Consider the following 26,507-nt stretch of genomic DNA (forward strand, 5'->3'; position numbering starts at 1 on the left):
CCGTCGCCCCGACCTCCCGCCGACGGCCTGCCCTCGGGCGGGCATGGTGGCGTAACGGATGAGCCCATGATCTGCGGCGATGGTCAAAATCATGCCGGCTCTCTCCAGTTCTCCAGGACCAGCGGGTAACCGGCTGACTGCACACGACTATAATCGGACGTGTTGCCTGTCACGAGGGGCAACCCATGATGAATCGCCGTCGCGGCGATCATCGTATCCGGTACGCCGATCGGCGTGCCGGCCATCCGCAGGTCGGCCAGGATGCGACCAGCGAGCTCGGCCGCGGTCGCATCGAGGAGCAAGATCTCGCTCCGGTGCGCCATTTCCAAGAACCGCCTCGTCTTCTGGTCGGCTCGCCGCTGCGAGTAGCCAGCGACGACTTCCATGACCGAGACGACGGAGAACGTGAAGCGGCCGTAGGCGGCGAGGTACGAGCGCGCGCGGTCGACGACAGCTGGGCTCCTGGCCTTTGTGATCTCGGACAGGATGTCTGTGTCAAGGAGAGCCCTGCTCATCCTCCTCCTCCACGTCGCGCAGCCTGGAAGAGCGACGATTCTCCTGGACAACCTCCATCATGGCATCGACGGCCTCGGGGTCGTCGGCGAAGAGCCCGATCAGGGAGGACGCTGCCTCGGTCGCACGTGGCACCCCCTCGCTGGCGGAGCCATCCGCGAGCTCATGGACCACACGCTCGATGAGCCGGAGCCGATCCTGGACCGGCAGGCCCTGGATGGCCTGGAAAATTTGCTCCACGCTGGTCACGGGGCGGACCTCCTGTTCACACGAACCACGGCCAAGCGTACCCTGATCCGAGGGCACAGGGGCTCCCCCCTCCGCGTGCAGACGAGCCCCCGCGTGGAGGGCTCGCGGGCGCCCATCTGCGCGCCCGCGGCCGCTCCCCGGCGGAGGGCGCGTCCCCCGCCTCCTACACCGCCGCCGCCCCGCCCCCGCCGGCCGCCTGCGCGCGCGCCCGCTTGCGGACCATGAGCTCCGGCGACTCCGCCACAGCCATCCCCACGAGGCGCATGCCCTCGAGGAAGTGCTTCACCCCGCTCCGGACAAGGTCGTGGCTCGCCTCCCCGACCTCCGGGTAGCCCCGGCCCGCCGCGTCGGGCTGCACCTTGCCCCAGTTCGCGAACAGCCGCCCCCACGGGCTCTCCAGCACGGGGGCCATCTTCTCCTTCGCGTAACGCGGGTACCAGAACATGTCGTGATACGTCACCGACGCGACGTAGGCCCAGGGAGCGAGCCACGTCTTGAGCGACCACTCCACCGGCTTCTTGAGGGGACCCCAGTAGATGCGGTGCTGATTGCGCGACGCGAACGTCATCTCCTTGAACGGTCCATCGAAATTCCACTGCTCGTTCGCCGCGTCCACGTCGCCCACGAGCTCGATGTCGCGCACGTCGCCCGTCCCGAGCCCGAGATCGTGCGCCAGCCGCACGAACTTGAGATCGCGCAGCGGGTCGAACCCCATCAGCTTCGCCGCCACGGCGTCGATCGCCACCTGGTCCGAGGACGCGAGCAGCACGTTCTTCACGTGCGGCACCATGCAGCGCGGCCCGGGGCCGTCCCCCGCGAACGTCCCGTCCATCACCGCAAAGACCCCGCGGTGGATCTTCTTCTGGATCATCAGGAGATCGACGAGCGTCTCGTGGATCACCGGGTGCGTCCAGTGCCGGTGCTCGTTCAAGAGGCCGCCGAACGCGTTCTTCATCGCGCCCGTCGTCGTCGTGAAGATGTGGGTCTTCACCGTCGGCAGGTGGATGATGTTCTCCCCGATGAAGCGCTTCGGGATCGAGAACCCCTTCGGGTACACCTCGTTCAGACAGAGGAACTTCTTCCGCAGGTCGCCGACCGCGTCCCCGATCGGGATCCACTCCTCCCCTTCATAGAGGTGGACGTTGCGCAGGCCGTGCGCCTGCACGACGTCGATCTGCTTGTTCTCGCGCTCACCGAGGTGGGCGTCGATGACGACCGTGCGGTTGTGGCAGGCGTGGATCAGGTCCTTCGAGTACCCGTCCTGCGTCATCGCCCGGATGACCCCCTCGAGCTGCCAGGGCGTCGTGGATGAGCTCGGGTAGAAGAAGTGCCAGGAGATGTTCACCTTGAGCGCCGTGTCGGCGTCCTTGGCGACCACATCCTGGTAACCGGCCAGGTTCATCAGCCGGTGGTAGTCCGAGAGCACCGTCGCAGGCGACGTGCGGATCACAGCGACCTTCGATTTCGGCATGGCCAGGTCCTTATAGCCCGTCCGGAGTCGCCCGTTCCGGGAAGTTGCGGGGCGTCCGCGTGGAGCCTCCGTGCAGGCGCGGTCGACACGGAGCAGCGCGGCGCAGGCGCCCGCGCTCTCCATGTCCGCGCGTCACCTCCGCACGTCCGCGCTCCGCGTTCCGCGCCCGCGCAGGTCCACCCTGTCACGATCGAGGCATCTTGCCTCAGCCGCGAGGCGCGGGCGCGCGCCAGGACGGAAGCGGCTGGGCCGATCTCGACGCCGGCCGCCTCGCGCCGCCCAGAAGATCCGGGGGAACGCGCCGGCCGACAGCCTCTGCCGCCCGCCGGCACGGAGGCTGCAATCACGATCGCGAGGAACAGCACGGAACAGCGGCGAACAGCCGCGATCAGGAACCACGTTGAGGTCGTCTCCACGAAGACAACGGAGCGACCTCTGAGACCCCCTTGGAGGACATCATGCTCGGCTGGACTGTCACCTTCTTCATCATCGCGATCATCGCCGCAATCTTCGGCTTCGGCGGGATCGCCGCGAGCGCCGCATCGATCGCGAAGATCCTGTTCGTCGCGTTCCTGGTGCTCGCCGTGATCTCGCTCGCGCTCGGGCGACGCATGCCGGCATGATGGAAGGACAGGGTGGAGGCCATGAACAACGCGTCGCAACCGCGGAACCCTGAGAGGACTGAGAGGAACGGTGCGTCGACCGGCGCGCCGAACAGCGCGCCGAACGGTGAACCGTGGAAGCCCGGCGCGCCGAAGCCGGCGGCGAGCCCCCCGGGCGAGCCGCCGGAGAGCCCCGGCTCGCCCGGCCGCACGTCGCCGGACCGCGAGATCCAGCTCCCGGGGACAGAGCGGCCCGGAGGGGATCCGGGGACGAGGCACCAGCCCGAGGTGCCGGCGCCCACGCACACGCAGGAGATCCCGGCGCCGCCGCCTCACGAGGTCCCCGGCCACGATTTCCCGCGCGCTCGGAGCGGCCCATAGGCGATATGCCAGAGACTCCCGTCATCCCTCCCGCGCCCGGCGCGGGCGAGCCGCACCGGCAAGGTCGCTTTCGCCGGGCGCTCGCCCGCGCCGCCGCGGTGTCGGCCGCCGTGATCGGCCTGAGCGGGGTCTTCGTCGCGGCCGCGGCGGTCGGCGCGGTCGTTCACCTGAACACCGCGTCGACCCGCAACCTGATAAGGCAGCTGGTCAACGACACCCTGCGATCGAGCCTCGAGGGGCGGATCGAGATCGCGCACATCGACCGCCTCGGCCTCTTCACCGCCGACGTCTCGAGGGTGACGGTGAGCCACCCGAACGGAACCGAGCTGCTGCGCGTCAGCGGCGTCCACGCCGGCTTCAACGCGCTCTCGATCGCGACGGAGCTCCTCCTCGGCGACGGCGACCTCGCCGTCACCATCCCGCTCGTCCGGGTCGCGGACGCGGACGTCTTGCTCGCGCAGGACGAGCAAGGCGCGCTCACCCTGGCTGAGGCGTTCACGCCGAAGCCGGAGACGCCCGCCGAGGCGGAGCGGCCCGCCGAGGCCGAGCGGCCGCTCCGCCTCGAGCTGTCGCGCGTCGTCCTGGATCGGGCGGCGGTCCACGGCACCGTCGCGCCAGGGAGCCCCATCGACGCGACGATCGAGGATCTCGCGGGCGGCGTCGTCGTCGCGGGCCAGAGCCGGTACGCGCTCGAGCGCGTGCGCATCACGGAGCGGCGCCTGCTGCCGGTCCCGGTCGAGGCGACGAGCATCTCCGGGGACGTCAGCGTGCCCGCGGACGCGCCGATGGAGCTCACGGCGAAGCTGGAGGGGAGCGTGGGCGCGATCCCGCTCACGGCCGAAGGGACCCTGAAGGACGAGCGCCTCTCGGCGCGGGTCTCGTCCGCGCGGGTGACGCCCGAGGCGGCCCTCGCGATCGACCCGAGCGCGCCGCTCGCCCGGCCGCTCTCGGTGCTGGTCACGGCCGACGGAGCGCTCTCGGACCTGGCCGTCACGGCGCACGTCGCGGTCCTCGATCCGCTCGTCACGGACGACGCCGTGACCGGCGAGATCACCGCCCGCGCCCGGCTCGACGCGCTCGATCCGAAGCAGATCACGGCCGAGGTGCGGATCGACAAGCTCGACCCGCGCGCCTTCGCGGGGACGGCGCCTGCCGCGCGGGTGAGCGCGGAGGCTGAAGGGGTGATCCACCTCGATGACGAGGGCGGGCCGCGCGTCGTCGCCGAGGCCAGGACGGCGCCGTTCCTCGTCGCAGGGCAGCGCGTGCCGGCGACCGAGGCGCGCGCGACCCTCGAGCGCGGCGCGCTGCGGGCCGCGGCGACGATCCACGAGCCGGGCGCGCCCATCGAGGCGAGCGTCGCCCGCTCGAAAGACGGGGTGCTCCAGTTCGAGGCGCAGAGCGAGATCCCGTCGCTCAGCGCGGTGCAGCACGTCCCGCGCGGCATCCACGGCAGCGCCGCGCTGCACGTCGAGGGCGCGCTCAAGGACGAGACGCTCGACGCCAAGGCGACCGTGCGCGTCGCCGGGCTCCGCGTCGGGTCCGATCTGCAGCTCGGGCGCGGCGAGGTCCGGGCCAAGGCCACGGGGCCCCTCGACAAGCTCACGATCGACGGCGCGTTCCGGGGCGCCGACCTCCGCGCGCAGCAGTACGTGTTCAGCCGCGTCGCGGCGACCGCCGCAGGGCCCGTCACCGCGCCGCGCGTCCAGGTGTCGCTGGCCAGCGACGAGCGCCGGATCACGGCCTCGGCCCACCTCGACCTCCCGCGGAGCGAGGCGCGCCGGCTCCGCGTGGAGATGGCGCGGGGGGAGGACGAGATGACCGCGCAGGCGGCCCGCGTCGCGTGGGACCGCGGGATCGCCCTCCGCGGGCTCACGCTGCGCGGCGACGGCGTGGGGGAGCTCGAGGGCAGCCTCTCGCTCGCAGGGGACGAGATCGAGGGAGACCTCCGCGGCACCGCGATCGATCTCGGGCGCATCGCCGACATCGCCGGGGTGCGGCTCGGGGTCGGGGGCGTCGCCAACCTCGACGTGTCGGTGCACGGCCGGGGGGCGCGCCGCGCGGGGCGCGTGCTTGTCGAGCTGGAGGACGCCTCGGTGCCGGGCGTGGCGCCGCGGCTCTCGATGAACGTGACGGCGCGCCTCGACGGGGAGGCGCTGAAGGCGGACGGCCTCGTCCGGCTGCTCGCGCCGCCCGAGCCGCCGCCCGCGCGGTCGCGGGAGGCCCTGCGCGAGGGCGCGACGCCCGGCGAGCCGGTTGCCACGATCGGCGATCCGGAGGCGCGGCCGAAGCCGCCGCCCCCTCCGGTGTGTCACGGCGCCATCGCGCGCGTCCTTGTCGACGGGAGCGCGGCGAGGCTGCGCGGGCCGCTCCTCTCCGGGCGCACCTGGCAGACCGTCGCCGGCTCGGCCCGCATGGACGCCGACGCGTGGCAGCTCGGGTGCCTGGCGCAGGCGTCGCCGGTCCCGCTCGCCCTGAGCGAGCTCGCGGGCCGGCTCACCGCGCGCCTCGCTGTGGCGCGCGAGGCGGGAGAGCGGCTCCCGTCGGTGCAGAGCCTCCTTGTCCGCACGGAGGGGCTGCGCGCGGCGGGGCCCATCGACGAGCAGACGGGCGCGCCGGCGTGGGTGTCGAGGAAGCTCGACGCGCGGATCGCCGGCGATCTCGACGCGAAGACGGGCGACGCCCACGTCACGCTGTCGGTGTTCGATCGCCAGCTCGTCGCGGAGCTCTCGGCCGCGCTCGACGCCGATCTGCCGGCGCTCCTCGCCGATCCGGCCGCGGCGCTCCCTCGGACCCCGATCGCGGCGCACCTCCGCGTGCCGCGCCGCCGGCTCAACGATCTCACCGAGCTCGCCGCCTTCGGGAAGCGGACGCCGGTGCTCTCCGGCTCCGCAGGGCTCGACGTGTACTTCGCGGGGAAGCTCGCCGAGCCCCGGCTCGTGGCCCGCGCGACGGCCGCGAACGTGAGCGGCAACGTGGGCCCGTCGCTGCTCGGCAAGCTCCGGCTCGACACGCTGCTCGTCTATGACGGGCGCGACGCCGCGCTCGACGCCTACGCGTTCCGCGGCCCGCTCACCTACATGACGGCGAAGGCCAAGGTGGGCGCGGACGCCGCCGCCCTCCTCGGCGGGGCCCCTTCCGCTCGGCGCTTCAGCAACGGCAGCCTCGAGGCGAAGATCGCGGACCTGCCGCTCGCGGAGGTCCCCGTCCTCGCGGACCTGCAGATCGGCGGCCAGGCGCGCGGTGAGGTCTCCGTGCGCGGGCTGTTCGAAGCGGCGCCCGAGGTCAGGGCGCACCTCCAGTTCCCGGGCCTCACGCTCGGCCCTGACGCGCGGTACGAGACCGCCGAGGTGTCGCTCGACATCGCGCCGCCGGGCGGCGCGGGGCGCACCGCGGCCGTGGCCAGCGTGCGGCTCGCGGGGCGCGACGGCGGCCGGCTCGAGGCCAAGGCCGAGGCGCCCGTGGTGTGGGAGGCGAACGCGATCCCGGCGCTCACCGACGACCGGAACGCCTCGGTGTCGCTCGCGGTCGACCGCTTCCGCCTGGCGGCGCTGGAGCCGTTCGTGCAGGGCTCGGTGAACCGGCTCGACGGCACGCTCGACGGCGAGGTGCGGCTCGGGCTCGGCGCGCAGGCGGGCTTCTCCGGCGCGATGCGCCTCCAGGGCGGCCTCGTCCACGTGGCCACGATCGGCCAGCCGTTCGAGAACGCCTCGTTCCGCGTCACCGCGAGCCCCTCCGGCGAGCTCCGGATCGACGACCTCCGCGCCGACGCGGGCAGCGGTCAGGTCCGCGGGAAGGCGACCCTCCAGATGGAAGGATTCGCGTTCCGGAGCGCCCGCGCCGAGCTCGCGATCCCGAGGGGGCGGGCCCTCCCGATCGCGCTGGAGGGCGTCCCGCTGGGCGAGGTGCGCGGCAGGGTGACGCTCGTGGCGGAGAAGCGGGAGGAGGAGACCGCCGTCCGCGTCGACGTGCCCACGCTCGATCTGGCGCTGCCGCCCACGATCGGGCGGAGCGTGCAGCCGCTCGGCGAGAACCCGGACATCACGACGTCGGCGCCGCTAAGCCAGAAAGACTACGAGGCGCGGCGAGCGCCGGCCGAGCCGCCGGATCGGGCGAAGCGGGGCGCGGAGGGCGCGCCGATCCTCATGGATGTCCACCTGGGCAGGATCGGCATCGAGGGCGACATGGTGCAGGCCTCGCTGTCGGGGGATCGGGCCCATCCCCTCCGCATCAAGGTCGCGGAGGAGACCGAGATCCGGGGCACCGTGAAGATCCTGTCGGGCAAGCTCGAGGTGCTCGGCAAGGAGTTCGAGATCGAGCCTGGCGTGGTCGCGCTGCAGGGGGATCCGTCGAATCCGTTCCTGAACGTGACGGCGTTCCACGACACGCGGGAGGGGACGCGCATCTACATCGACTACGTGGGGCAGCTCAACCCGATCACGCAGGAGAAGATCACCTTCCGTTCGGAGCCGCCGCGCCCGGAGAACGAGGTGATCGCCGAGCTCCTGCTCGGCAGGGAGTTCGCGGCAGGGACGCTGGCGGGCGGCGCGTCCACCGGGGAGGCCGGGTCGGGCGGCGGCAGCGCGGCCGGCGGGGTCGCGGCCGGCGTGGGGACCGGGCTCGCGTCCGCGCAGATCAACATGATCCTGCAGAGCATCGGTCCGCTCCGGAACTTCGAGACGAAGCTGGGCACGACCGAAGAAGGCGCGCTGAAGACGACCGTGGGCTACCAGCTCGGGCAGCAGGTGACCGCGAGCGCGAGCTACGAGGCGGGGACGACGGGGCAAGGACAGGGGCCAGGCTCGGCGGGCGGCAACACCGGCGCGCAGGCGCGCACCGAGGTGAGCCTGGAGTGGCGCTTCCGCCGGGACTGGTCCGTGCGGGCGGCGATGGCGACGGGCGTGAACCCGGCGACGAGCCTGGATCTGCTCTGGCAGCACCGCTACTGAGCGCCGTCGCGCGGCGGGGGCGCTCGCCCGCCAGGACGGCGCCTCTCCCTTGGCGCCGGCTGCGCGCTCAGCGCCGGGTCGTGGTCCGCGCGACGCAGATGCCGCCGCAGTCCGCGCCGATCGCCGGGTCGCAGTCATCACCCGGATCGTCGATGCAGGTGAGCCCCTCGGGGCACGGGCGCGCCGTGATGCCGCCGCACGCGGTCGGCCGGGGCTCGGGGACCACGCAGATGCCGCCGCAGTCTGCTCCGCCGTGCTTCGGGTCGCAGTCGTCGCTCGGATCGTCGATGCATACGAGCCCCTCGGGGCACTGGAACCCCGCGAAGCCCCCGCACATCGGCGGGTTGGGCTTCGGCTCGACGCAGATGCCGCCGCAGTCCGCCCCGCCGTGCTCCGGGTCGCAGTCGTCGCTCGGATCGTCGACGCACTCGAGCCCCTCGGGGCACGGGAACCCCGCGAATCCCCCGCACATCGTCGTCGTCGGCTCGTCGACGCACACGCCCGGACAGTCCGCCCCGCCGTGCTCCGGGTCGCAGTCGTCGCTCGGATCGTCGATGCACTCGAGCCCGTCGGGACAGCTCGTCCCAAGGAACCCCCCGCACGTCTCTGATCCGGGCGGATCCGGCGGCCCTCCGGTGTCGCCGCCGTCGTCCCTGTCGCAGCCCACGAGCCCGATCACGATCAGCAAGAGAGCCAGCCCTTTGTGGCGCATCAGAACCTCCGCGTTGCGTTTGTCCGAACCCCACCATGAAGCAGCTTCGGTGCCACGGGAAGCGGACGCAATTCGGGCGGAGCGCGCGGTCCTCGGCGCGGGCACCGCGATCGCGGTGTCTTGCTGTGTCGCGGTTGTGCCAATGGCCTGAGGAGAGGGTCCGCTGGCGCAGGCGGAAGTCGTTGCCCGCGCGAGCGCAAGGGCGGCGCATGCATTTCGTGCGCCGCCCCTGCGCGGGCCGCGTCGATGGCGGCGTTTACGCGTCAGAGCGCACGCGTCAGAGCGCGGTGGAGAGCCGGTCGAGCACGGCGTTCATGACCGGCCGATAGCCGTAGTCAGCCGACGAGGTGTCGGTCAGCTGCGCCGGGCAGATCGAGCCTGCGACCCCGCGCTCCCCGAGGTTCCGGATCAGCTGCAGCTCGCGGATGCCCGGGTAGGCCTTGGCATGGTCCTGCGTCGTGGACCGATCCCCGGGGTCCGCCTGGTCGCTCGTGCCTGCAGGCTTGCACAGCGGGTTGTCGTTGATCTGGCCGCCGATCCCCCTGCAATCGCACGACTGGACGTTGCCAGCGCATTCACGCTCGGCCCCGTCGGGGAGGTTGAAGATGCAGGCGTACTGGAGATCTCCAGTGCTCCCCAGCGGAATCGTGTACTCGCGGCCGTTGATCGCGTTCCAGCCCGTGGCGTTCGGCGGGACGGTCGGCTCACCGGTGAACGGGTTCGCTCCCGAGCGAGGCGCCATCGACTCGATCATGAGCGGATCCGCGGGCGCGACGTGGTTCGACGGCTCGCCGATGATGACGTCCCAGGTGCTGCTGAAGGTCGTGCCGGACGGCGGGTCGGCGAGCTCGGCGGCGTTCTTGAGCCCGCCGGTCGGCTGGCCGAACTGGTTCAGGCCGCCCAGGAGATCGGGCTCGCCCAGCTCGTTCTGGCGCGCGAGGTCCTGCCACGGCACGCCGACGATGCCGGTGAACATGACATGCTGCGGCCCTCGGGTCCGGGTGTTGGCGTCAGAGAGGTCGAGATCCGAGAAGATCGGGTTCGGCACGAACTCTCCGCTTCGCGACACCAACCAGGGCTCCGTGAGCGCCTGGGTGTATCGCTCGATCGGGTAGAGGAAGTCGAACCCGAAGCGGCGCTTCTGGTCCCAGCACCGGCTGTTCACCGGATCTTCCGCCGAGGTGAGCCTGGCGGGGTGGCCATCGGGGCCGGTGCAGGCCGGATCGATGGGGCAACCGGCCTGGCTCTGGGAGCAGGACCTGCAGCACGGATCGTTCGGGTTGGCGGCGCACTCGCTCCGCGGCCGCCACATCCTGAAGCCGTTTCCCGTCTCGGCGACGAGGTAGTTCTTGCTTTCGTCCCTGATCGAGCAGTCGTTCTCGTCGGAGAGCATCACGATGAGCAGGAGCGAGTCCGGCCGGAGGAAGGCCTTCCGCTGCGCCACGATCGTCGCGTCGATCCCCGTCAGTGTAATGTCCTCGGTCGTCGGCGACACTTCGATCGTGTCATACGGCTCGGGATCGGCGAGGAAGCGGTAGAAGCTCTCCAGTGGCGCCTCGAAGCCGCACCCGGCTTGCCCGACCCCTGCCACGATGTCGGCGAGCTTGTCGGTGAACGCGATCGGATCGGACTCTCCTGCGGGGGCGTGGCTTCCGGCCGGATCCCACACGAGAAAGCCACGATCCTGGTAGGTCGGCAGGTCGTTCACGGCCGACGACTCCGTGGAGCGCGCGAGGAGGTGGCCCATGTCGACGTTCGAAGGGGACGTGGCCGCCTGGCAGGCGCCCGACCCGTGGCCGCCGAGGCTGCTGCTGATGACGCCGACGTGCATGTCCAGCACGGGGGTGCGCACGCGCGATGTGCCTGCGGGGCATGCGATCGAGCCGCTCTCGGGATAGACGGGCGGTGAGTTGCCGGACGGGTCCACGCAAGGTGGGTTGGTCATGCCGACGACGAAGTCGGCGAGCGCCGTGCGCAGCACGGACTGCTTGTCCGCCATCGATCCGGAGTTGTCGACCACGAAGAGGAGATCGACCTTGTCCGGCGTGAACTCCGGCGGTTCCCAGCCGCCAGCGCCTACGGGGCCAGAGCCGACGGAGGTGGAGACAGCCACGCTCCAGCTGCCATCGCTGCCGCCTTCACCGGCGCTGCCGCCTGCGCCGCCGACTCCCGAGCTGGAGCTGGAGCTGGAGGTCGCCCCGCCGAGGGAGACCTCGACTTGACATGCTGCGAGCGAGACGGCGCTCAGGACGAGAAAGGGCGATAGTGCTCTTGATAGCCTCGATGACATAATTCCTCCTTGCACGGTGCCGCGACGCGCCGTCCAACACCGGCAGTGACCGAACGTGAAGGGACGCCCGCCCCTCTTCCCATTTCAAAAAACACCGACTCTCAACGCCCCCTCTTCCCCCCCTCCCTCTTCCCCCCTCCCTCAAATCGCCCTCCGCAAATCGCAGAGCGGGGCTCTCCCGCACAGGAGACGGGCCCAGATCGGCGTTTTCGGCGCGGAAGCGCACTCCAGTGCGCTGAGCACCGAAAACGCCGAGATGGGCCCGTATCCGAAGCGGGAGAGCCCCGCTCTAGGGGGTGAAGGAGCGGAGGCGAGGGACGTGCGGGCTCGACGGATAGGCGATGAGGAACGCCGACGCGCGCTGCGCCGCGGCCGCGCGATCGCCGCTCTGCCAGAGCGCCTCGATGGTGAGCGCCTCGCGCTCCTGCGCCAGCGCGCCGCCGGGGAAGCGGAGCCGCGCCTGCTCGGCGATCCTCAGCGCGCCGGCGGCGTCGCCGCGCCGGAGCGCCGCGCGCGCGTCGCCGAGGAGCATCAGCTCCTCGCGCATCCGGCTCTCCCGCAGCGCCGGGCTCGACGCGCCCTCCGCGCCGAGGGCGGCGCCTGCAGCCTCCGGCGCGGGTGCGGCTTCGAGGACGTCCGCCTCGGCCGCGGATGGCGCGCTCGCGGCGCGCTCCGGCGACGGCGCGCTCGCGGCGCCCTCCAGCGACGGCGCGCTCGGCCTCGCGGGCGCCGCGAGCGCGCGGGGTGCGGTCGGCGCGGGCGCCCTATCCGGCAGCGGCGCCGCAACCGGCGGATGCGCCGTGGAAGGCAGCGACCGCTCGGCTTGCTGCGGCGACTCCGCGGGCGGCGGCTCCGCGGGCGGCGATGCCTCTGCCGGCTGCGCCGACGCGGCGTGCGCCGCAGGTCCGCGGCCCTCCGGCGACGAAGCCGTCGCAGGCGCCAGCGCCGCGACGGCCGCCGCGGCCTCGACGACCCGAGCCGGCGGCGCCTCGCTCGATGGGGCCACGACTGCATAGCCGGCGACGACCAGGCACCCGCAGGCGGCGCCGACCAGCATCGCCTTCAGGATCCCCGCAGCGCCTGCCGCTGCCGCCACGCCGGCGGTGCCCGAGGCGCCGGCGAAGCCGCCCGCGCCCGCCGCGACGGACACCACCTTGCCCGCGGACACGACCGCGGCGATCTGGCCAGCGCCCGCGCCGGCCGCGCTCGCCGCGCCGCCTGCGCTCGCCGCGCCGCCCGCGCTCGCCGCGCCGCCCACGTTCACCGGGAGCGCCCCTCCCGCGGCGCCTTGAGCCCCTCCGAGCGCGGCGGCTCCGGCGAGGCCGATCTGCGCGGCCATCGCGGCCCACACCCGCTCCTGCGCCCCGTCGGGCGGGTCCTCCGACGGCGCTGCGCGCAGGAGCTCGCGCTCCATCTCGAGCGCGCCCGCCTCGGCGTCGAGCCAGCGCACCGGATCGCTCATCGCTCCCCTCCCGCGCGCTTCCAGACGGGTTGCCGCTCCACCTCCGGCACCGGAAGGACGACCGAGGGATGCCCCTCGGGCACCGGCGCGCGCTCGACGCCCGCCGCCTTCAGTACGGGCTGCGACCGCATGACGCGAGCCCCGCCCACGTGGAACTCGTCGCGCGCCTTCAGGCGCGCCACGGATCGGCGAAATGCATCGCGGGCGAGGCGGAGGCGCGAGTAGACGGTCCCCAGCGGGACGTCGAGCAGCTCGGCGACCTCCTCGCCGCCCATGCCGTCGAGCTCGAAGAGGGTGAAGACGGCGCGCTGCTCGAGGGGCAGCTCGTCGAGGATCGCCTCGAGCAGCGTGAGCGCCTGCCGCCGCTCCGCCTCCGCGCCGACGTCGGCCCGGTCATCGGCGCAGTCGAGCAGCGGCTCGTCGTCGTGAGCGCGCCGCCTCATGTGCGCGAGCTTGCGCCGGTCACGGGCGGCGTGAAAACAGATGCTGTAAAGCCAGGTCGTAATTTTCGACCTACCCTCGAATTCGGACAGCCGCCGATGGACGACCAGGAACACGTCCTGGACCGCGTCCGCGACGTCGCTCTCGGGCACGCCGAGGCGTCGTAGCGACCGCCACACGAACCGGAAGTGCTGCGCATAGACCTCTCCGAAGGTCATCCTGTCCTGCCGCTTCTCGCCATGCCCATCACCTCCGTGGACGGTCCCGTGGCTCGCCATCAAAAAATCGACACGCGGGCGCTCAAACCGACGAGCAGCCCCACCGGGGAGGGATCGAGCGCCACGTCCTTCATCAGGGCCGCGCCGATCTCGCCGCCCGCGGGGCGCTCGACCGTGAAGCGCGCCCGCGCGACCGGCGCGAGGAGCGTCGCGCGCGCGGACCAGCCCAGCGCGCGCGAGCCAAGGAGGTTCCCTTCCGCGACGGCCGAGCCGCCGAGGGCGAACCAGGGCGCGGAGGCCTCGCGGTCCGGGGCGAACCCCTTGCCGGAGCCGTAGACGGCGCCCAGCACGGCCGCAGCGCAGGCCGACAGCCGGAGGCCGTCGAGGTCGCCGGCGATCGTCGCGCAGCCGCGCGCCGTGGCGGCGACGAGCTCGAGCGAGACGACGCCCGGCGCCAGCTCGGTGTCCTTGGGGGGCAGCCACACCGCGCCGACGCCGGCGGACCACGCGCGGCGCCTCAGGGAGACGTCGGCCATCGCGGCCGCCCGGAAGGGATCGAGCATGCCCACGGTCTGCGCCGCGCCGAGCTCCATCGCGACGTCCCCGCGTGCCGCCCGAGGAGGAGGCGGCGACGCGGGCGCGACGGGAGCCGGCGCAGGCGCGACAGGGGCGGGCGCGGGCGCAGCGGCGACCGGCGCGGGCGCAACGGCAGCGGGCACGAGCGGATCGCTGTCGAGCAGGATGGCGATGGTCAGCGCCACCGCCTCGACGAGCTCGCCGCAGGACGCCCCCACCTCGGACGAGAGCTGCCGGGTGCGACCCCCTGCCTGAAGGACGGCGGTGTAGGTGGCGTCGCCGTGGAGGAAGTGGACCTCGAGCTCGGGCGCCCCGTCCGGGCTCGCGACGGGACCGCCCGCGTTCGCGGGGGTATCGCCCGCGTTCGCGGCCGTCTCGCCAGGCATGTCGGCGGCGCCGGCTGCGGGGCCGCCGGTACTCACGGGGTCGAGAGCCCGCCTCTGCATCACGCGTTCGACCGCGGTGGCGAGCGATGCGGCGTCCGGGCAGTCGGCCGCGGAGGGCGCCCGCTGGACCGCGAGCCGCGGGAGCGGCGGCGCGGCCAGAGCGACGCTCGGCGAGCCGAGGGAGAAGGCGCACACGGCCAGGACGCGGAGCGCGCCCCGACGCGAGGGATGAGGGCAGGTCACAGGATGCCTCCCATTACCGCAAGGAACGGCGCAAGCGGAATTAGGACGCGCAGGCCCCCCTCGGCTTGGGCGAAATCGCCGCGAGGGCGAGGCCCCCTGCCGGCCGGGCAAGTCGGCCGCGGAGGGCCTGCGCGCTCGCGACGGCGCGCGCGCCACGACGGCGGCGCCACCGCTCGCCGTGCCAGAGAGCGCGCCCCCCTGCGGCGAGGGCGACGGCGCCGCGGCGACACCGGTCGCGAGCGCCGCACAGGATGGGATAGAGTGGCGCCCCATGAACTCCTACGAGCTGGTGACGTGCGCGAGCTGCTACGGTGAAGGCGAGATCAACACGGACTCCGGCCCCTATCTGTGCAAGGACTGCCACGGGAACGGCCGCATCCTCCCGACCGGAGAGCAGATCGAGGAGCGCATCCGCGAGCTCGAGATCGAGCTGGAGCGCCACCCCCAGCAGGCGCGACCGGAGACCCGATGGCTCGTCTTCGAGCTGCGCCGCACGCGCAAGCTGCTCTGGCAGATCCGGTCGTACTGCGAGGAGGCGCGGGGCGACGCAGAGGACGCGCTCATCGTCAAGATCCGCGATCTCGCCGACGCGGCCGTCGCCCCGAGGAGCCCCGCGGTGCCGCGCGAGATGCTCCCGGAGGACGCCTGACGCTCGGCTCCGCCGGGGAGCCGGGCCGTCCGCAGAAGGGAGCTCCCGCGTCCTGCGCGATCGCGGCGCGGGGCGTCCCAGCGCTTGGCCTCTACCCTGCCCTCCTCGGCGCCGCATGGGCAGCGCTCGCGCCGTCGGTCCAGCGGCTCCACGCGGGCCGCGCGCGCGCTCGCGGTCGCTTCCGCGTTCGGCGCGGCCGGGGGCTCGCGGCGCGCCTGCTCGCCGCCCTGCTGCGCCTGCCGGAGGCGGGCGAGGACGTCACCGTGACGCTCACCGTCGAGCCGGCCGGCGACGGCGAGCGGTGGCTCCGCGCCTTCGGGGATCGCCCGCTCCACTCCGCGCAGTGGCGCTCCGGTGACCTCCTGGTGGAGGGCCTCGGCCTCGTCCAGTGCTGGTTCCGGCTCCACGCCGAGGGCGGAGCGCTTGTGTTCGAGCACGTGCGGTCGACGCTCGGGCTCCGCGGCCTCGGGCTGCCGCTGCCGCGGTGGCTCGCCCCGCGGATCGAGGGGCGTGCCGGGCCGCTGCGGGACGAGGTCCACGTCGACGTCCGGATCTTCGCGCCGATCGCCGGGCTTCTCGTCGCGTACGAGGGGCGCGTGGCGGGCGGAGCGGAAGAGGCGCCCTCGGCTCGCGCCGGCGGGTCGGCGCCGGAGTCGGCCGCGCGGCCGGCGCTGGAGCCCCGCGCGTGATCACGGCGCTCGTGCTCCTCGCCGTGCAGGGCGCGCTCGGCGCCTTCGACACGCTCTACTACCACGAGTGGCGCGCGCGCCTGCCCGGCGGCGTGCCCGGCACGGCGCCCGAGCTCGTCCTCCACGGCGCGCGCGATCTCCTGTACGCGGTGCTCTTCGCGTCGTTGCCGTTCGTGCGCTGGGAGGGGCTCGCCGCGTGGGCGCTCGCGGCGCTGCTGCTCGCGGAGATCGCGATCACGCTCCGCGATTTCGTCGTCGAGGACACGGTCCGGAGGCCGCTCGGCGGCGTCTACCCGGGAGAGCGGGTGATGCACGCCGTGATGGGCATCGTCTACGGCGCCGCGCTCGCCCACCTCGTCCCCGAGCTCTGGCGCTGGGCGCACGGCCCCACGGGGTTTTCCCGCTGGGACGCGCCGCTCCCGCTCCGCGTGATCCTGCCGCTCATGGCCGCCGGCGTGCTGCTCTCGGGCCTGCGCGACCTCGGCGCCGCCTACGGCCCTCCCTGGCTCCGCTTCCCGTGGGGGCGCGCGTGAGCCGCCCGCGCCGCTCGACGCGCCCTTAGCCCTTCACCGCGCCCGCCGTGAGCCCCGCGAGGATCCGCCGCTGGAAGACCAGCGTCAGCACCACGAGCGGCACGGTCACCACGACGGAAGCCGCCATGGTCTGCCCCCAGGGGATCTCGTAGAGCCCGCTGCTCGTCGTCGAGAACGCCTGGATCGCGTAGGTCACGGTGCGCTTGTCCGGCGTCTGGGTGAAGGAGAGCGCGAACAGGAACTCGTTCCAGGCGGCGATGAAGGCGAGGATGCCGGTCGTCGCCATCCCGGGGACCGAGAGCGGCAGCATCACCCGGGTGAACACCTGCCAGTGCGTCGCGCCGTCGACGTACGCCGCCTCCTCGATCTCGCGCGGGATCGCCTTCATGAAGCCGGTGAGCACCCACACGGTGAAGGGGAGCGTGAAGATGAGGTACGTCAGGATCAGCGCGGGGAGCTGGTTGTACAGCTTGAAGAAGTTGATCATCTCGAACAGGGCGCCGAGGACGGCGATCTGCGGGAAGATCGTCATCCCGAGGACCACGTAGAGCACGGCGCTGCGGCCGCGGAACCGGAACCTCCCGAGCGAGTAGGCGGCCAGCGAGCCGACGGCGAGCGACACGGCGGTGACCGAGACGGCGACGATCACGCTGTTCAGGAGCGCCGTCTGGAACTCGCCGTTCGCCAGCACGAGGCGGTAGTTGTCGAGCGTCGCGCGGTCGGGCCAGTAGCGGACCGGGGTCGTGAAGAGCTCGTCGTCGGGCTTGATGGACGAGACGAACGCCCAGACGAACGGGAAGACGGTGAACACGACCACCGCGGCCACGAGCAGGTAGAAGAGGGCCCGCAATGCGCGTTGCCCCAGCGAACGCCGCCCCGCGCCTCCCGGAGAGCCGTTCATCTCACGCCTCCTCGGCGCGGAACACCGCGAGGTAGATGATGATGAACACGGCGATGATGAGGAAGAGCGCGACGGAGATCGCCGAGCCGTATCCGATGTTCGAGACGCTGACCAGGGTCTGCTGGGCATACGTCGCCATGGTCTGCATGTCCGGCCGGTTGCCGAACATGACGAAGAACACGTCGAACACGCGCAGCGCGTCGAGCGTGCGGAAGATGAGCGCGACAAGCATCGAGGGCCTGAGGAGCGGCAGCGTGATCCGGGTGAACTGCTGGAGCGCCGTCGCGCCGTCGACCCGCGCGGCCTCGTAAAGATCGGCCGGGATGAGCTGCAGCCCGGCGAGGAGCAGGAGCGCCATGAACGGCGTCGTCTTCCAGACGTCGATGAGCGCCACGGCCCAGAACGACACGGAAGGATCGGCGACGAAGGCGACGTTGCGGTCGAGGACGCCGAGCTGGTTGACGAGCAGGTCGTTGAAGACCCCGTAGACGTCGTTGTACATCCACTTCCACATCTGGGCCGAGATGACGGTCGGAATGGCCCAGGGGATGAGCATGGCCGCGCGCACCGCCGAGCGCCCCTTGAAGCGGGAGTTGACGACAAGCGCGATGCCGAGCCCGAGGGAGAGCTCGCCGAGCACGGTGACGACCGTGAAGAGGACCGTCAGCAGGACCGCGTCGTGGAAAAAGCCGTCCTGCACGAGATCGACATAGTTCTGCGCCCCGATGAACCTGGCCGGCTCCCCGGCCCCGAGGCGCGCGTTCGTGAAGCTCAGGTAGAACGTCTGGGCGAGGGGGTAGAGGGCGATGAACGCGACGACCGCGAGCGTCGGCAGGAGGAACAGCCAGGCGCGCCGCTGTCGCCGCGCGTCGAGCGATGGGTGGTCTTTCGGGGCCGCCGCGCTCGTGGCCTCTGGGTTCGCCGGCGTGATCATGGGATGTCGGTTCTCGCGAGGTGGTGTGGCCGGGAGATCTCGTGGGGCGCGCCGCGGCGCCGGGCGGCGAGCGGCGCGAGCGCGGTATCAGCGGAGCGCGCGCGAGAGGCGCTGCTCCACCTGCCCGAGCACCTGCTTCGGATCCTTGCCCTGCAGGACCTGGCTCACCCCCTGGAAGAAGGCGATCGACGCCTCGTTGTACCGGGCGCCGGTGCTGTTCGAGGGGCGCGGCACGAGCGCGATGTCCTTCGCGTTCGCAAGGAAAGGCAGCGACTTGACCACCTCGGGGTCCTGCTGCACCGATCGGATCGTCGGGAGGAACGAGCCCGCGGTCGCGCGGAACCGCTGCGCCTCCGGGCTCGTCATGTAGCGGACGAACTCGATCGCCGCGTCCTTGTTCGGCGAGAACTTCGAGACGGCGAGCTGCCAGCCGCCGATGGTGCCCGCGCTCTTCTGTCCGGGCTCGTGCGGAAGCGGGCCCGCCGCGAACTTGCCCTTGATCGGCGACTTCTCCGCGTTGCCCGCCGCGTAGGCATAAGGCCAGTTGCGCATGAAGGCCGCGTGCCCGCCCTGGAACGTGTTGCGCGCGTCCTCCTCCTCGTAGCTCGTCACGCCGGCGGAGGAGATCGACCCCACCCAGCCCTTGGCGCGCGCGAGCGCCTTCTGGGCGCTCGGGTTGTTCACGGTGATCTTGCCCTCCTCGATGACCGCGCCGCCGCCGTGGGAGGCGATCCACTCCAGCGCGTTGCAGGTCAGCCCCTCGTAGGCCTTGCCCTGCCAGACGAAGCCGACGAAGTTCGGGCTCGTCGCCCGCTCGCCGTCCTGGATCTTCTTCGCCATCTGCTCCATCTCGTCCCATGTCTCCGGCGGCTTCTGATAGCCGTACTTCTCCAGGAGATCGGTGCGGTAATAGAGCAGCCCGAAGTCGGTGAACCACGGCATCGCCACGAGCTTGCCGTCGACCGTGTTGTTCTGGACGATGCTCTCGATGTGCTGCTTCGCCGCCTCGCCGAGCTTCTCGCTCAGATCGACGAGGTTCTGCGCGAAGGCGCCGGGCCAGATGACGTCCAGCATCATGACGTCGACGTCCCCGGACTGGGCCTGAAATAGGCGCTGGTAGACAGAGTAGGTCTCGGTCGCGTCCTTGGGACGGGGGATGATCGTCACCTCGATGCCGGTGTCCTTCTGGAACTGCTCGACCATCACCCTGTCGAGCTCGGCGCCCACGCCCACCGGCTCGCTGTAATACTTGAGCTTGGTACCGGCGTATCGCTTGGCCTCGGCGGCGTTCTGCACGGCGGGAGGCTGCGTCTTGATCGCCTTCTCGCCCGGCGCCTCCGCCACCGCGGCCGCCGTCGTGGCGGCGGCAGGGCGGTTTTCGCGGGCAGGCGGGCTCTTGTCTCCTCGGCAGGCGCACAGCCCGACGACGAGGCCGAAGAGGAGCAGCGCCGCGGTTCGCCATGCGCGGAGATCATGCTGCCGAGTGGGGTCCATCGCAGGATCCTTTCTGAGCTCTGTTCTGGAGAATTTCCGCATTCCCGGTAGCGGGCAGACCTATCGCGACGCGCCGCTCACGAGAGCGCCGCGAAGGGCGAGTGCCCGCGGCAGCATCGACCAGATGCGCGTTCGGGGGCAAGGGATCGCGCCGGCTCTCCGGGAGTAAAAACCCCAGGAAAGAGCCGTCGATCACAGACGGGACGGAGCGCGCGCTGCTCGGCACTGCTCTGCTCGCTGATCGCTGGCAGCGCACACCCGCAACACAGCAGACGGCGCGGCGCGCCGCACACCGCGCGTGGCGAAGGCGCGTGGCGCGAAGCGCGATGCGCCGCGCGCAGACGCGACGCGCGTTGGCGGCGAGGTGAGACGAGACGTCCGCGCTGGCGGCGAAAGGCATCACGACGCGCGCTGCCGACGAGGTGAGAGGCGAGGAAACGCGACGCACCTTCGTTGCGCCGAGATAGCCCGCGCACGCATTGCGCGCCGGCGCGTTCGGATCGTATCGAAGCGCAATTTCAGCGGCAGAAGCCGCGTCACGTGCGCTGACGCGCGTTGCGAACGTAGGCTGCTTTGCGCTTGCGGAGCCTTTCCGGAGGCGGTAGAGCCGATGCTGCGTGGCCGGCGCTCGCGATCCGGCACGGTGCCGCGGGCTCGTGGCCTGCTGGCTCCAGGCTGGTCCTGCCGAGCAGGACGAGCCCGAACCGGCCTGCGCACGGCGGTGCATGACTCCCCTGACGTTCTCCTCCTCGGCCGACGCCCCCCGCCAGGCGGCGCGGCTCGTCGCCCGCACCCTCCGGCTCGACGCCGACACGCTCGCGAAGATGCCCGGCGGCATCTCGTCGCTCATGGGAGACGGCGCGCGCGTCTGGCTGCACCCCGGCACGCAGCTGGTCGCGCACGGGGTCGCCGCGCGCCTGGAGCTGCCGCACGGCATCGAGGGCGGCGTGGCGTGGATCAAGGAGGCGCTCGCTTCGATCGACGTCGACGACGCCGTGGGCCGCCCGGGCTGCGGCCCTGTGGCGCTCGGCGCCCTGCCCTTCGATCGGACAGAGCCGGCCGCGCTCGTCGTGCCGGCCCAGATCGTCGGCGCGGCGCCCGACGGGACGGCGTGGGTCACCACCATCGGCGAGGGCGCCGCGCCGGCGCCGCACCTGGTGCGGGCCGAGGGCCACCGGCGCTCGCCCGACAGCTTCACGCTCCGCTCGGCGCTCCCGCACGAGGAGTGGTGCGGGCGCATCGCGCGCGCGGTGGCCGACATCCAGCAGGGGGCCCTCTCCAAGGTCGTTGTGGCGCGCGCGGTCGACGTCGAGGCGAACCGCCCCATCGTCGTCGAGGAGGTCCTGCGCCGCCTGACCGCGCTCTACCCGTCGTGCGCGATCTTCCACGTCGACGGCTTCCTCGGCGCGAGCCCCGAGCTCCTGCTCTCTCGCCGCGGGCGCGCCGTCTCCTCGCACCCCCTCGCCGGCACCTACGCGGTCTCCGCCGACGTCGACGCCGACCGCCGGTTCGCCGACGTCCTCCGGCGATCGGCCAAGGACCAGCGCGAGCACCGCTTCGTGGTCGAGGCCGTGGCCGCCGCGCTCGCGCCGGAGTGCGCGTCGCTCGAGGTCCCGAGCGAGCCGTCGATCCTGAGCCTCCGCAACGTGATGCACCTCGGCACGCCGATCCACGGCCACCTCGCGGAGGCGGCGCCGGACGCCCTCACGCTCGCCGCGCGGCTTCACCCGACGCCCGCGGTGTGCGGCACGCCGCGCGACACGGCGGAGGCCTGGCTGGGCGCGAACGAGGGCATCCGGCGCGGGCTCTACGCGGGGCTCGTGGGCTGGGTCGACGCCCGCGGCGACGGCGACTGGTTCATCGGCATCCGCAGCGCCACCGTCGACGGCGCGCGCGCGCGGATGGTCGCGGGCGTCGGGGTCGTCGCCGGCTCGAGCCCGGAGGCCGAGCTTGTCGAGACGCAGCTCAAGCTCCAGGCCATGCTCGCGGCCATCATCCGCCCCTGATGCCGAGGCAGCCGCCGGGGCGGCTCACCCATGCCGGCCTCCGCGCCGGCTCGCCCGGGTCGACGGCCTCGGCGCGCGCCTCAAGGGGAGCTTCGCCGTGAAGATACTCCTCATCGACAACTACGACTCGTACACCCACATCCTCGGGCAGTACCTCTGGGAGGTGAGCGGCGAGGAGCCGATCATCGTCAAGAACGACGCCCTCTCGCTCGCCGAGATCGAGGGCCTGGAGCTCGACGGCATCGTCATCTCGCCCGGCCCCGGCCGTCCGGAGCGCCAGGCCGATTTCGGCGTCTGCGCCGAGGTGATCGAGGCGCTCGCCGAGACACCGATCCTCGGCGTCTGCCTCGGCCACCAGGGGCTCGCGGCGCGCTTCGGCGGGCGCATCCAGCACGCCCCGCGGGTCATGCACGGCAAGATCGTGGAGATCGAGCACGACGGCACCGGGCTCTTCGAGGGCGTGCCCAGCCCGTTCAACGTGGTGCGCTACCACTCGCTGATCGTCGGCGACGGCGAGCTCCCGGCGGAGATCCAGGTGACCGCGCGGACGCGCGGCGACGGGCTCATCATGGCCCTCGAGATCAAGGACCGGCCGTTCTACGGCGTGCAGTTCCACCCCGAGTCGATCGGCACCGAGCACGGCAAGAGAATCATCAGCAATTTCATAAATATAGCCTTGAGCACGCCGCGCGGCCGGAGGCGCGCGGCGCACCACCGAGGCGCGCGCGTGCCGGGCGCGCCGAGCGCTCTGGCAGGCGCTCCTTTCGCCCCCTCGCCGGTCGCGCCGGCAGGCGCGCAGAGACGCGGGCGCGTGCGTCACCTCCGGCTCCCGTGGGTCGATCCCGAGCGGGCCTTCGCCGGGCTCTTCGCCGCCGCCCCCTATGCGTTCTGGCTCGACTCGAGCGCGACCGGACGGGACGGGCGCTTCTCGTTCATGGGGAGCGCGACCGAGGCCATCGAGAGCCACGGCGCCGCCGTGACGCGGTGGAGCGGCGGCGGCCCCGCCGAGGTCCTCACCCCGACCACGTCCGAGGGGAGCCCGTTCGCGGCGCTCCGGCGGGAGCTCGCGTCCGTGTCGCTCGAGCCGAGCGGCCTGCCCTTCCACTTCACCGGCGGCCTCGTGGGCTACCTCGGCTACGAGCTCAAGGAGCACCTCGGCTTCGGCGCGTCCGCCCACCCGCGCGGCGCGCTCCCGGACAGCGCCATGATGATCGCGCGGCGGCTCCTGGCCTTCGACCACATCGAGCGCGCCGTGTACGCGTGCGCCATCGACGCGGGCGAGCCCGCGCCGCCCGCGTCGCCTTCCTCCGAGCCGTGGCTGGACGAGATCGCGGCGCGCCTCCGGCGCCTCCCGGCGCTCTCGGAGCCGCTGCTCCCGCCCGTCCCGGAGGGCTTCGTCGACCGCGTCACGCACGCGGCGCGCCTCTCGCGCCGGGAGCACATCGACGCCGTCGAGGCCATCCTCCGCGAGATCCGCGAGGGCGAGACGTACGAGGTGTGCCTCACCAACGAGTTCCACGCGCCGACCTCGCTGGACCCGTTCGCCCTCTACCGCGTCCTGCGCCGCACGAACCCCGCGCAGTTCTCGGCCTACCTCAAGCTGCCGGGCGGCGCCGTGCTGTCGTCCTCGCCGGAGCGGTTCCTGGCGGTCGACAGGGAGCGGCGGGTGCGCAGCGAGCCCATCAAGGGGACCCGACCGAAGGGGGCCACCGAGGAAGAGACCCTCGCCCTGCGCCGCGATCTCGCGACCAGCGACAAGGATCGCTCCGAGCTCCTCATGATCACCGACCTCGTCCGCAACGACCTCAGCCGGGTCTGCTCCATGGGCTCGATCGACGTCGAGGCGCTGCAGCGGATCACGGAGCACGCGACGCTGCTCCAGCTCTCCTCGGTCGTCACGGGCGCGCTGCGCGACGGGAAGGGCGCGCTCGACGCGCTCGAGGCGTGCTTCCCCGGCGGGTCCATCACGGGCGCGCCGAAGCACCGGACGATCGCGATCATCGACGCGCTGGAGCGGCGCACGCGGGGCGTGTACACGGGCTCCATCGGGTACCTCGCGTACGAGGGCCCCATGGACGTGAACATCGCCATACGGACCCTCGTCGCGGACGGCCGAGGGCTCAGCTTCGGCAGCGGCGGCGCGGTGGTCGCGGAGTCGAGCGCGGAGGCCGAGTACGAGGAGGTCCTCGTGAAGAGCTTCCCCCTGCTGCGCGCCATCTACCTCGCGGAGCGCGCCGCGGACGTCGGCCGAGCGTCCGCGCGGGACGCGCACGCGGCGAGCGCGCAGCGCGGATGACGCACCCGACGGACACGTACACGCGGCGAAGAAGCCGGTACGGCGCGCATGCCGCACCGCGTATACTCGTCGCACAGAAGGAGACGCGGTCGTGAAACGAGAGAGCAACATTACGCGGAGGGGCGTCGCGGTGCGACGGACGGTCGAGGAGCTGGCCGTCGACGGCGCCATCCAGCCCATCGTCGAGGCGCTCGACAGCCACCTCGGCGTGGTCCTGGCGTCCAGCTACGAGGTCCCGGGCCGGTACACGCGCTGGGACATCGGCTTCGTCGATCCGCCGCTCGTGCTCGTCTCCCGGGGCCGCGACTTCCGGTTCACCGCGCTGAACGAGCGCGGGCGCGTGATCCTACCGGCCATCGACGAGGCGCTCCGGGATCTCGACGCGATCGCGGCGCTCGAGCGGCGCGGCGACGAGGTGGTCGGCGCGGTGCGGCCGCCGGGCGAGCGGGTGCCGGAGGAGCTGCGCAGCCGGCAGCCGTCCATCTTCTCGGTGCTGCGCCGGCTCATCGAGCTCTTCGGGGTCCCGGGCGATCCGCTCTTCGGGCTCTACGGCGCGTTCGCGTACGATCTCGCCTTCCAGTTCGAGCCCATCCGCCTCCGCCTGGAGCGGCCGGCGGATCAGCGGGATCTCGTCCTGTACCTCCCCGACGAGATCGTCGCCGTCGACCATCGCCGCGAGCGCGCGACGCGCACGCGCTACGAGCTCACGTTCGGCGATCGCTCGACCGACGGGCTGCCGCGCGAGGGCGCGACGCGCGCCTACGTCGGCGCCGATCACGCGCCGCAGAACGAGTACGCGCCGGGCGAGTACGCCGAGCTCGTCCGGGTGGCGCGGGAGTCCTTCAAGCGGGGCGATCTCTTCGAGGTCGTCCCGGGGCAGACGCTCTACGAGCCGTGTCCGGTCGCGCCGACCGAGCTGTTCCACCGCCTGCGCGAGCGCAACCCGGCGCCCTACGGCTTCTTGATGAACCTCGGCGACGCCGAGTACCTGATCGGCGCCTCGCCGGAGATGTACGTCCGCGTCGAGGGCGATCGCGTCGAGACCTGCCCCATCTCGGGCACGATCCCGCGCGGCAGCGACCCGATCGCCGACGCGGCGCAGATCGCGCGCCTGCTCGCGTCCGCGAAGGACGAGTCGGAGCTCACGATGTGCACCGACGTCGATCGCAACGACAAGTCCCGCATCTGCGTGCCTGGGAGCGTCCGCGTGATCGGGCGCCGGCAGATCGAGATGTACTCGCGGCTGATCCACACGGTCGATCACATCGAGGGCCGCCTGCGCGAGGGCTTCGACGCGCTCGACGCGTTCCTGGCGCACACCTGGGCCGTCACGGTCACCGGAGCGCCGAAGGCCTGGGCCATGCAGTTCATCGAGGATCACGAGCGCTCGCCGCGCGCGTGGTACGGGGCCGCGGTCGGGATCGTCGGCTTCGACGGCAGCATGAACACGGGGCTCACGCTGCGCACGATCCGGCTCAAGGACGGCGTGGCCCAGGTCCGGGTCGGCGCGACGCTGCTCTACGACTCCGATCCCGACGAGGAGGAGCGCGAGACCCACGTGAAGGCGTCGGCGCTCCTCGACGCGATCCGGAGGCCGCGCGGCGGCCCCACGCCGGCCACGACGGCCATCCAGCCGGTGGCTGGCGGCGCCCGCAAGATCCTCCTCGTGGATCACCAGGACTCCTTCGTGCACACGCTGGCCAACTACCTCCGGCAGACGGGCGCCGAGGTGGTCACGCTCCGCGCCGGCTTCCCTCACGAGGAGCTCGACGCCTACGCTCCCGATCTCGTGGTGCTCTCGCCCGGCCCCGGCTCGCCGAGCGATTTCGATCTCTCGGGGACGCTCGCGGCGCTGCTCGAGCGGCGGCTGCCGGTCTTCGGCGTCTGCCTCGGCCTGCAGGGGATGGTCGAGCACTTCGGCGGCAAGCTCGGCATCCTCGACTACCCGATGCACGGCAAGGCCTCGAACGTGCGCGTGCTCGGCGGGCGCATCTTCGACGGGCTGCCGCGCGAGTTCCGCGCGGGGCGCTACCATTCGCTCTACGCGTTGCGCGACGCGCTCCCCGCATCGCTCAGGGTCACGGCCGAGACCGAGGACGGGGTCGTGATGGCGATCGAGCACACGGAGCTGCCGCTCGCGGCCGTGCAGTTCCATCCGGAGTCGATCCTGTCGCAGGACGACAACGTGGGGCTCCGGCTCGTGAGGAACGCGGTTACCGAGCTGCGGCCGGGGGGCGGGCGGTAAAGCGGGTAGCAGGCGCTCGGGGCGGGATCCGGGGGGCCCGGCCCCGAGGGCGGGAGTCCGTGGAGGACTCCCTCCCTCGGAGTCCGACGTCGGCCTCATGACCAGCGCAACATCGGCCCTCCCCCTGCGCGGAGCAGCGGACTCCATGGCTCGGAGCCGGACGCTGCGCTGGAGTCGAGTGCTCTTGGCCGGCGAAAGGGGCTGCCGAAAGGCGATGAGCGCGCGAGCGCTTCAGGCCACAAAATGAAAAAGCGCCGCCGGGGCCTCGGG

Annotated in this window: 19 protein-coding genes; 8 read left to right on the top strand and 11 right to left on the bottom strand. The window is 72.4% G+C overall.

Features of this window, described 5'->3' with window-relative positions; translation table 11 throughout:
• Positions 1 to 89 precede the first annotated feature (89 nt).
• The 3 genes from WME90_RS26325 to WME90_RS26335 all read right to left on the bottom strand — a co-directional run bounded on the left by WME90_RS26325 (position 90) and on the right by WME90_RS26335 (position 2,233).
• Positions 90 to 515, bottom strand: coding sequence for a type II toxin-antitoxin system VapC family toxin (locus tag WME90_RS26325; protein ID WP_437274752.1), 426 nt, complete (start codon positions 513 to 515; stop codon positions 90 to 92).
• The gene (locus WME90_RS26330) at positions 496 to 762 is read right to left on the bottom strand and encodes a hypothetical protein (RefSeq protein WP_437274753.1); all 267 of its coding nucleotides are present in this window, start codon (positions 760 to 762) and stop codon (positions 496 to 498) included. The genes WME90_RS26325 and WME90_RS26330 overlap by 20 nt, the downstream gene beginning before the upstream one ends.
• 163 nt (positions 763 to 925) lie before the next feature.
• Positions 926 to 2,233 (bottom strand): DUF362 domain-containing protein, encoded by a 1,308-nt coding sequence (locus tag WME90_RS26335; RefSeq protein ID WP_437274754.1) that lies wholly within the window; start codon positions 2,231 to 2,233, stop codon positions 926 to 928.
• A 458-nt stretch (positions 2,234 to 2,691) separates the two neighbouring features.
• Between WME90_RS26335 and WME90_RS26340 the strand changes: the two genes are divergently transcribed.
• Together WME90_RS26340 and WME90_RS26345 are read left to right on the top strand one after the other, a co-directional pair.
• Positions 2,692 to 2,856, top strand: a complete 165-nt coding sequence (locus WME90_RS26340) for a DUF1328 family protein (RefSeq protein ID WP_012237660.1) — start codon at positions 2,692 to 2,694, stop codon at positions 2,854 to 2,856.
• Positions 2,857 to 3,221: 365 nt separating this feature from the next.
• Positions 3,222 to 8,162, top strand: coding sequence for a translocation/assembly module TamB domain-containing protein (locus tag WME90_RS26345; protein ID WP_437274755.1), 4,941 nt, complete (start codon positions 3,222 to 3,224; stop codon positions 8,160 to 8,162).
• Positions 8,163 to 8,229: 67 nt separating this feature from the next.
• On the opposite strand, the gene WME90_RS26350 is transcribed toward WME90_RS26345, so the two are convergent.
• The 5 genes from WME90_RS26350 to WME90_RS26370 all read right to left on the bottom strand — a co-directional run bounded on the left by WME90_RS26350 (position 8,230) and on the right by WME90_RS26370 (position 14,490).
• A complete protein-coding gene (locus WME90_RS26350) occupies positions 8,230 to 8,874 on the bottom strand; it encodes a hypothetical protein (protein WP_437274756.1) in 645 nt (214 codons plus the stop codon).
• 277 nt (positions 8,875 to 9,151) lie between these two features.
• On the bottom strand, positions 9,152 to 10,987 hold the full coding sequence (locus tag WME90_RS26355; protein ID WP_437274757.1) for a hypothetical protein: 1,836 nt from the start codon (positions 10,985 to 10,987) through the stop codon (positions 9,152 to 9,154).
• Between the two features lie 466 nt (positions 10,988 to 11,453).
• Positions 11,454 to 12,626, bottom strand: coding sequence for a hypothetical protein (locus WME90_RS26360; protein ID WP_437274758.1), 1,173 nt, complete (start codon positions 12,624 to 12,626; stop codon positions 11,454 to 11,456).
• Positions 12,623 to 13,345, bottom strand: a complete 723-nt coding sequence (locus tag WME90_RS26365) for an RNA polymerase sigma factor (RefSeq protein ID WP_437274759.1) — start codon at positions 13,343 to 13,345, stop codon at positions 12,623 to 12,625. The genes WME90_RS26360 and WME90_RS26365 overlap by 4 nt, the downstream gene beginning before the upstream one ends.
• Entirely contained in the window at positions 13,345 to 14,490 is a 1,146-nt protein-coding gene (locus WME90_RS26370) for a hypothetical protein (RefSeq protein WP_437274760.1), read from the bottom strand. Before WME90_RS26370 ends, WME90_RS26365 begins: the two co-directional genes overlap by 1 nt.
• Before the next feature lie 271 nt (positions 14,491 to 14,761).
• On the opposite strand from WME90_RS26370, the gene WME90_RS26375 reads away from it, so the two are divergent.
• Genes WME90_RS26375 through WME90_RS26385 form a run of 3 tightly spaced genes read left to right on the top strand, consistent with a single transcriptional unit; the run spans position 14,762 to position 16,361 of the window.
• Positions 14,762 to 15,139 carry a hypothetical protein gene (locus WME90_RS26375; protein ID WP_437274761.1) on the top strand — a complete coding sequence of 126 codons (378 nt, stop codon included), beginning with the start codon at positions 14,762 to 14,764 and terminating at the stop codon, positions 15,137 to 15,139.
• Between the two features lie 59 nt (positions 15,140 to 15,198).
• A complete protein-coding gene (locus WME90_RS26380; RefSeq protein WP_437283660.1) occupies positions 15,199 to 15,828 on the top strand; it encodes a DUF4166 domain-containing protein in 630 nt (209 codons plus the stop codon).
• Positions 15,825 to 16,361: a hypothetical protein gene (locus WME90_RS26385; RefSeq protein WP_437274762.1), complete on the top strand. Its 537-nt coding sequence runs from the start codon at positions 15,825 to 15,827 to the stop codon at positions 16,359 to 16,361. The genes WME90_RS26380 and WME90_RS26385 overlap by 4 nt, the downstream gene beginning before the upstream one ends.
• 25 nt (positions 16,362 to 16,386) lie before the next feature.
• Here WME90_RS26385 and WME90_RS26390 read toward each other — a convergent pair whose 3' ends face one another.
• The 3 genes from WME90_RS26390 to WME90_RS26400 form a co-directional block, all read right to left on the bottom strand.
• Positions 16,387 to 17,262, bottom strand: coding sequence for a carbohydrate ABC transporter permease (locus WME90_RS26390; RefSeq protein ID WP_437274763.1), 876 nt, complete (start codon positions 17,260 to 17,262; stop codon positions 16,387 to 16,389).
• A 1-nt stretch (position 17,263) separates the two neighbouring features.
• Positions 17,264 to 18,196, bottom strand: coding sequence for a carbohydrate ABC transporter permease (locus tag WME90_RS26395; protein ID WP_437274764.1), 933 nt, complete (start codon positions 18,194 to 18,196; stop codon positions 17,264 to 17,266).
• 87 nt (positions 18,197 to 18,283) lie between these two features.
• On the bottom strand, positions 18,284 to 19,690 hold the full coding sequence (locus tag WME90_RS26400; RefSeq protein ID WP_437274765.1) for an ABC transporter substrate-binding protein: 1,407 nt from the start codon (positions 19,688 to 19,690) through the stop codon (positions 18,284 to 18,286).
• Between the two features lie 725 nt (positions 19,691 to 20,415).
• Here WME90_RS26400 and WME90_RS26405 point away from each other — a divergent pair.
• From WME90_RS26405 to WME90_RS26415, 3 genes are all read left to right on the top strand, one after another.
• Complete coding sequence (locus tag WME90_RS26405) at positions 20,416 to 21,696, top strand: isochorismate synthase (protein WP_437274766.1); 1,281 nt, start codon at positions 20,416 to 20,418, stop codon at positions 21,694 to 21,696.
• Positions 21,697 to 21,793: 97 nt separating this feature from the next.
• On the top strand, positions 21,794 to 23,992 hold the full coding sequence (locus WME90_RS26410; RefSeq protein ID WP_437274767.1) for a chorismate-binding protein: 2,199 nt from the start codon (positions 21,794 to 21,796) through the stop codon (positions 23,990 to 23,992).
• A 91-nt stretch (positions 23,993 to 24,083) separates the two neighbouring features.
• On the top strand, positions 24,084 to 26,237 hold the full coding sequence (locus WME90_RS26415; protein ID WP_437274768.1) for an anthranilate synthase component I: 2,154 nt from the start codon (positions 24,084 to 24,086) through the stop codon (positions 26,235 to 26,237).
• The last annotated feature ends 270 nt before the right edge of the window (positions 26,238 to 26,507 follow it).

This window comes from Sorangium sp. So ce375, from assembly GCF_051473855.1.
In the GTDB taxonomy this organism is placed as follows: Bacteria; Myxococcota_A; Polyangia; order Polyangiales; family Polyangiaceae; genus Sorangium.

What these genes read in the sequence shown, in the direction of transcription:
- WME90_RS26325 (WP_437274752.1), bottom strand. Translation starts at nt 515, where the DNA reads ATGAGCAGGGCTCTCCTTGACACAGACATCCTGTCCGAGATCACAAAG.
- WME90_RS26335 (WP_437274754.1), bottom strand. Translation starts at nt 2,233, where the DNA reads ATGCCGAAATCGAAGGTCGCTGTGATCCGCACGTCGCCTGCGACGGTG.
- WME90_RS26340 (WP_012237660.1), top strand. Translation starts at nt 2,692, where the DNA reads ATGCTCGGCTGGACTGTCACCTTCTTCATCATCGCGATCATCGCCGCA.
- WME90_RS26345 (WP_437274755.1), top strand. Translation starts at nt 3,222, where the DNA reads ATGCCAGAGACTCCCGTCATCCCTCCCGCGCCCGGCGCGGGCGAGCCG.
- WME90_RS26350 (WP_437274756.1), bottom strand. Translation starts at nt 8,874, where the DNA reads ATGCGCCACAAAGGGCTGGCTCTCTTGCTGATCGTGATCGGGCTCGTG.
- WME90_RS26360 (WP_437274758.1), bottom strand. Translation starts at nt 12,626, where the DNA reads ATGAGCGATCCGGTGCGCTGGCTCGACGCCGAGGCGGGCGCGCTCGAG.
- WME90_RS26365 (WP_437274759.1), bottom strand. Translation starts at nt 13,345, where the DNA reads ATGGCGAGCCACGGGACCGTCCACGGAGGTGATGGGCATGGCGAGAAG.
- WME90_RS26375 (WP_437274761.1), top strand. Translation starts at nt 14,762, where the DNA reads ATGAACTCCTACGAGCTGGTGACGTGCGCGAGCTGCTACGGTGAAGGC.
- WME90_RS26390 (WP_437274763.1), bottom strand. Translation starts at nt 17,262, where the DNA reads ATGAACGGCTCTCCGGGAGGCGCGGGGCGGCGTTCGCTGGGGCAACGC.
- WME90_RS26395 (WP_437274764.1), bottom strand. Translation starts at nt 18,196, where the DNA reads ATGATCACGCCGGCGAACCCAGAGGCCACGAGCGCGGCGGCCCCGAAA.
- WME90_RS26400 (WP_437274765.1), bottom strand. Translation starts at nt 19,690, where the DNA reads ATGGACCCCACTCGGCAGCATGATCTCCGCGCATGGCGAACCGCGGCG.
- WME90_RS26405 (WP_437274766.1), top strand. Translation starts at nt 20,416, where the DNA reads ATGACTCCCCTGACGTTCTCCTCCTCGGCCGACGCCCCCCGCCAGGCG.